This is a genomic window from Roseomonas sp. TAS13, from assembly GCF_001950415.1.
Taxonomy (GTDB): domain Bacteria; phylum Pseudomonadota; class Alphaproteobacteria; order Acetobacterales; family Acetobacteraceae; genus Roseomonas; species Roseomonas mucosa.
Window position 1 is genome coordinate 1 of the sequence record NZ_BDLP01000272.1, and the last position, 6,047, is coordinate 6,047.

A 6,047-nucleotide genomic window follows, 5' to 3' on the forward strand; every position below is an offset into this window, starting at 1 on the left:
TCGCCTTACGGTGGAGCTGTGCGTAGATGTGATCAAGAGACAGGCCGCTGAGGTCGCGGCTGCTGAGCCCGGCGGTGGAGGCCCTGCTGGCAGGTGGCGAGCGGGTGGCGGCGCGGCGGGTTCTCGATGCGGGCGGCGCGGTGCCGGCCCTGGCGGAATTGCGTGGGCGGCTGGCCGAGGCGGAGGGGCGGCGGGACGACGCGCTGGCCGCCTATGAGGAGGCGATGCGCGGCCGTGACCGGCCGGCGCGGGCGCGGGCCATCCGCCATGCCGTGGAACTGCGCCTGGCGGGCGGGCAGATCGATGCCGCTGCCGCGGCGGATGCGCTGGAGGAAGCGCTCTACAGCTGGCGCGGCGAGGGCGAGGAGTTGGCGGCGCGGCAGCGGATCGCCGCCTTGCGGCAGCAGGCGGGGAATGGCCGTGCCGCGCTGGCCATGCTGCAGGAAACAGCGCGCCTTTTTCCCGATCAGGAAGCGGTGCTGCGTCCGCCGATGCGGCAGGCACTGGCCATGGCGCTGGAAAAGGACTCGCCGGTGGCTGCCATCGCGCTGGCGGACGCCAATCCGCAATTGCTGGCTGCCGATCCGGATCAGGGCCGCCTGCTGCTCGGCCTCACGGATCGCCTGGTGGCGCTCGACCTGCCGGCACGCGCGGCGGAGCTTCTCGTGCGCGGCATGGCCGGGGCTTCGGGCGAGGCGCGCGCGCGGCTGGGACTACGCCTCGCCAGCCTGCGTCTGGAAAGCGGCGATGCTGCCGGCGCCGCTGCGGCCTTGTCGGATGGTGGCGCTCAGCTTCTGCCGCCGGATCTGGTGCGGGAGCGGACGCTGCTGTCCGCGCGCCTGCTGGCGCGGCAGGGCAAGGAGGATGATGCCGTCGCCTTGTTGCGTGGCCTGGGCAGCGATGGAGCGGAACCGCTCGCCGGGATTCTCGCCGCGCGTCACGACTGGGCCGGTGCGTCCGATGCACTGGCCGGACTGGCGGCGGCGGCCCAGGGAGAGATGGACGACGCGCGGCGCCAGTTGCTTCTGCGTGCCGCCGCCTATGCCGTGCTTTCGGGTGATGCCCAACGTCTGGGCGGCCTGCGCACACGTTGGGCACCACAGCTGGGGGAGGGGAAATTAAGCCAGGATTTCAACGCGCTGACCCTCGATCCGGTGCATGGGATGGCGGACCTGCCGAGGCTGCAGCGCGAACTGAACCTTTTCCGGGGATTTTCCGGTCGGCTGGATGAGTTGCGGGCCGATGCGGGGGCGGCGCGGTGAGCATCGTGCGCGGCGCGGGGGAGGGCCGCATTTTTTTCGGCCCGTGAAGTCCCGATTTCGCTTGCCCCCCGGACCCCCATGCCCCATATGCGCCCTCCGCAACAACTGACCTGATCGGCGCTGCCGGCTCACAGGTCGTCTTCTGGTGGAACAGGGGGCCGATATGGACGCTCTTACCGCTCCGCTGGGGATGGTCTCGGAATTTCCGAGCGACGCCCAGGGAAACTTCTCCTCCGGCGCCGATGAGGCAAAGGATTACTTCGTCGAGAAGGATGGTGTCCGCTTCGCGGGTACGCATCTGATCATCGACCTTTGGGGTGCGACGAATCTCGACGACCCCGCGCACATCGACGATGTGCTGCGTGAGGCCGCGATCGCCACGGGTGCCACGATCCTGCACGGGCACTTCCACCACTTCCAGCCCAACGGCGGCGTGTCCGGCGTGCTGGTCCTGGCGGAGAGCCACGTGTCGATCCACACCTGGCCGGAAAAGGCTTTCGCCGCGCTGGACATCTTCGTCTGCGGCGTCTGCGATCCGTACAAGGCGATCCCGCTGCTGAAGAAGGGCTTCCTGCCCGAGCGCGTGCAGCTCGGCGAGCATCGCCGCGGCATCTCCGTCTGACGCCAAAGCGTCACGTGCGATGACCGGGGGCGGGCCCTAGGGTCCGCCCTCTCTCTTTGCGGAAACCATTCCGAAGCTCTTGGGCGAGGGATTCGAGATGACGACTGATTCCTGGGTGAACGAGACCCTCTATCCCGACTGGGGCCAGCGCTTCCGCGTGAAGCGCGAGCTGGCGCGCGTCCAGTCGGACTTCCAGGACATCATGATCTTCGAGTCCTACAGCCATGGCCGCGTCATGCTGCTCGACGGCGTGACGCAGATCACCGAGATGGACGAGTTCGTCTATCAGGAGATGCTGACCCATGTGCCGCTGCTGGCGCATGGCGATGCGCGGCGCGTGCTGATCATCGGCGCCGGCGACGGCGGCGTTCTGAAGCGCGTGCTGCAGCACCGCAATGTCGAGAAGGCCGTGATGGTCGAGATCGACGGCGAGGTGATCCGCCTGGTCAAGGAGTTCCTGCCGGAGATCGCCGGGGACGCCTGGAACGACCCGCGTGCCGAGGTGATCGTCGGCGACGGCATCGACTATGTGCGCAAGGCGGCGGCGGGTTTCTTCGACGTGGTGATCGTGGACAGCACCGACCCGGTCGGCGTGGGCGAGGTCCTCTTCACCGACGAGTTCTACGCCAATGTCGCGCGCCTGCTGTCGGATCGCGGGCTGGTCGTGAACCAGTGCGGCGTGCCGATCATGCAGGCCGACGAGCTGCGCGATACCAGCCTGCGCCGCGGCAAGGTCTTTGCCGATGTCTGGGCCTATGTCGCCGCGGTGCCGACCTATGTCGGCGGCTACATGACGCTCGGCTGGTCCGCCAAGGACCCGGCGGCGCGCCATGCGACGGTGGAACAGATCCGCGAGCGTGCGGAGAAGGCCGGCATCCTCGGCCAGACCCGCTACTGGACGCCCGAGATCCAGGCCGGCGCCTTCCACCTGCCGCCCTATATCGCGGAGCACCTGCCCGCCAGGGGCTGACGCTCCGGCCGCCGCCTTCCACCGGTTCCGCCGTGACGGCGCGCCCTTTCCGGGCCGCGCCGCCCTTTCGGGACGCGGCGACGCGACGGCCGGTTCCCCTTCGGCCGCCGCCTGTCACCGGCCCCGCCGTGGCCGCCCTCCCCGCGGAGGCGCGCGGCCCTTTCGGGGCACGGGACGGCGGCGGCCGCCCTCGTTTTCCGGGGCGTGCAGGGCTATATGTTCCCGAATAGTTCCTGTTTTCGGGATCGGAGTTCCCTGCCTTGGCCAAGCCCGTCACCCGCTATGTCTGCCAGTCCTGCGGCACGCCCCATCCGAAATGGCAGGGCAAGTGCGAGGGCTGCGGCGAGTGGAACACGCTGGTCGAGGAGACCGTGGAGGCGCGCTCGCCGGGGCCGGCCGGGCGCACCGCCGGGGGGCGGCGGGTGGAGTTCGTCGGGCTGAAGGGGCGTTCCGCCCCGCCGGCGCGGACGGCGGTGGGTATCGCGGAGCTGGACCGCGTGCTGGGCGGCGGCTTCGTGCCGGGCTCGGTGGTGCTGGTGGGCGGCGATCCGGGCATCGGCAAGTCCACGCTGCTGCTGCAGGCGGCGGCGCGTGTCGCGCGCGGCAAGCGCACGCTCTACATCTCGGGCGAGGAAGCGGTGGAGCAGGTGCGTCTGCGCGCCCTGCGACTGGGCGTGGCGGAGGCGCCGATGGGCCTCGCCGCCGCCGGCAACCTGCGCGACATCGTGGCCAGCCTGGAGGATGAGCACGATATCGGCCTGGTGGTGATCGACTCGATCCAGACCGTCTGGCTCGACAGCCTGGACAGCGCACCCGGCACGGTCAGCCAGGTGCGCGCCTGCGCCGCCGAACTCTCGCGCCTTGCCAAGACGCGCGGCTTCGCGCTGGTGCTGGTCGGGCATGTGACCAAGGAGGGCACGCTGGCCGGGCCCCGTGTGCTGGAGCACATGGTCGATGCCACGCTCTATTTCGAAGGCGATCGCGGCCACCAGTTCCGCATCCTGCGCGCGGTGAAGAACCGCTTCGGCGCCACCGACGAGATCGGCGTCTTCGAGATGACCGAGGCCGGGCTGATGGAGGTGCCGAACCCTTCCGCGCTCTTCCTGGCGGAGCGCCGGGGGAATGTCTCGGGCTCCGCTGTCTTCGCCGGGCTGGAGGGCACGCGGCCTGTGCTGGTGGAGGTGCAGGCGCTGCTCTCGCCCTCCAATGGCGGCTCGCCGCGGCGGCAGGTGGTGGGCTGGGATTCCGGGCGGCTCTCCATGCTGCTCGCCGTTCTGGAAAGCCGCTGCGGGCTGAGCGTCGGGCAGAACGACGTGTACCTGAACATCGCGGGCGGCCTGCGCATCACCGAGCCGGCGGCGGATCTCGCCGTGGCGGCGGCGCTGGCCTCGGCGGCAACGGACCAGCCGAGCAGCCCGGGCATGGTCTATTTCGGCGAGGTCGGCCTGTCCGGCGAGATCCGGCAGGTGGCGCAGATGGAGACGCGGCTGCGCGAGGCGCACAAGCTGGGCTTCGACGCCGCCACCCTGCCGCGCCGCGTGGCGCGCGGCGGCCGGGCGCTCAGCGCGCCGGAGGGGCTGCGGCTGGTGGAGAACGGGCACCTGGTGGATCTGGTGGCGGAATTCGCGGCAGGGGCACGCCCGCGCGCACGAAAGGCATCGCCCGAAGCGGAGTGAGGCCCTCGCCAAGCCCGACATGATGCGGAAAAATTCCGCGCGCCGGACTCGGCCGGCTCCCATCGCCCGCAGGAGGCCCCTTGCCCCAGACGCACCAGATCGCCGCGACGCCCGAAACCGTGCGCTGGGGAGTCTTCGATCCTTCCTTCGCCCCGGTCGCCACGGTGGAATCCGGGGATCTCGTGGTGCTGCAATGCGTCTCCGGCGCGCCGGAGATCATGCCACCGCCGGAAAGCGGCCTCGCCATCCCGCCCGCCCTGGCAGCAATCCATGCGGCGAAGGTGCCGCGCCTGGGGGCGGGGCATATCCTGACCGGCCCTGTGGCGGTGCGCGGCGCGGAGCCCGGCGACATGCTGCGGGTGGACATCGAGCGCATCGAGCTCGGCGCCGACTGGGGCTTCTGCGGCTTCCGTCCGCTGATGGGCACGCTGCCGGAGGATTTCCCTTTTACGCGCATGCTGCACATCCCGGTGGATCGCGAGGCGATGACCTGCCGCCTGCCGATGGCGCGCGAGATCACCCTGCCGCTTTCGCCCTTCTTCGGCGTGATGGGCGTGGCGCCGCCGCGCGAGTGGGGGCGCATCAACACCAAGGAGCCGCGCGCCCATGGCGGCAACCTCGACAACAAGGAGCTGGGCGCGGGCGCCACGCTCTATTTGCCGGTGCATGTGGAGGGAGCGCTGTTTTCCGCGGGCGACGGGCATGGCGTGCAGGGCGATGGCGAGGTCTGCATCAACGCGCTGGAAATCTGCCTCGACGGGCATTTCCGCCTGACGCTGGAGAAGGGCGGCGGCGCGAAGGACCCGCTGCTGCGTTTCCCGCGTGCGGAGACGGCGACGCATTTTATCACCATGGGCATGAACGAGGATCTCGATCTCGCCATGAAGCAGGCACTGCGCGAGATGATCGGCTTCATCGCATCGCGCACCGATCTCTCGCCCGCCGATGCCTATCAGTTCTGTTCCCTCGCGGTGGATTTCCGCGTGACGCAGACGGTGAACGGCGAGAAGGGCGTGCACGGGATGCTGCGCAAGGGAGTGTTGTTCTGAAGCCGCTTCTCCCCGGTATCCACAATCCGTCCACAACTTTTGCGTGCCTTTGAGCCGGCCCGCATCTTGTGGGAACAGGGCGCATTCACCTACCGTATCTAGCGGTGCTGGATACGGAGGAGTCCCTGATGGAGTGGACCGCCGAAGCGATCGAGACGCTGCAGGCTCTCTGGGCCGAAGGACATTCGACGGCCGAGATCGGCCGGCGGATGGGAATCTCGAAGAATGCGGTGGTGGGCAAGGCACATCGCCTGAACCTCTCCGCGCGTCCCAGCCCGATCCGGCGCGAGGAGGCGGGGGAGGCGCGTGCCGCCGAGCCCGCCGTGTCACGCGCCGCCGTCGCGGAGGCCCCGCGCCCCGCCGCGCCGCCGCCGGTGGCTCCGCCGCCCGCGCCGCGCCCGGCCGTTGCCGCGCCGGCTGCCACAGTGTCCGCCGTTTCCGCGCCACCTCCGGCCCCGCGCAGCGCCC

Annotated in this window: 6 protein-coding genes; all 6 read left to right on the forward strand. The window is 70.2% G+C overall.

What is annotated here, in order from left to right; translation table 11 throughout:
* Positions 1 to 74: 74 nt before the first annotated feature.
* Complete coding sequence (locus ROTAS13_RS17765) at positions 75 to 1,262, forward strand: hypothetical protein (RefSeq protein ID WP_075822999.1); 1,188 nt, start codon at positions 75 to 77, stop codon at positions 1,260 to 1,262.
* Positions 1,263 to 1,425: 163 nt separating this feature from the next.
* Positions 1,426 to 1,884, forward strand: a complete 459-nt coding sequence (gene speD, locus ROTAS13_RS17770) for an adenosylmethionine decarboxylase (protein WP_026032901.1) — start codon at positions 1,426 to 1,428, stop codon at positions 1,882 to 1,884.
* 97 nt (positions 1,885 to 1,981) lie between these two features.
* Positions 1,982 to 2,854, forward strand: coding sequence for a polyamine aminopropyltransferase (gene speE, locus ROTAS13_RS17775; RefSeq protein ID WP_075823000.1), 873 nt, complete (start codon positions 1,982 to 1,984; stop codon positions 2,852 to 2,854).
* Positions 2,855 to 3,114: 260 nt separating this feature from the next.
* On the forward strand, positions 3,115 to 4,530 hold the full coding sequence (gene radA / locus ROTAS13_RS17780; protein ID WP_019459331.1) for a DNA repair protein RadA: 1,416 nt from the start codon (positions 3,115 to 3,117) through the stop codon (positions 4,528 to 4,530).
* A gap of 80 nt (positions 4,531 to 4,610) precedes the next feature.
* Positions 4,611 to 5,579: an acetamidase/formamidase family protein gene (locus ROTAS13_RS17785; protein ID WP_019459330.1), complete on the forward strand. Its 969-nt coding sequence runs from the start codon at positions 4,611 to 4,613 to the stop codon at positions 5,577 to 5,579.
* Positions 5,580 to 5,707: 128 nt separating this feature from the next.
* Positions 5,708 to 6,047 (forward strand): GcrA family cell cycle regulator (locus ROTAS13_RS17790; RefSeq protein WP_216348679.1); only part of this gene is annotated, 340 nt, incomplete at its 3' end.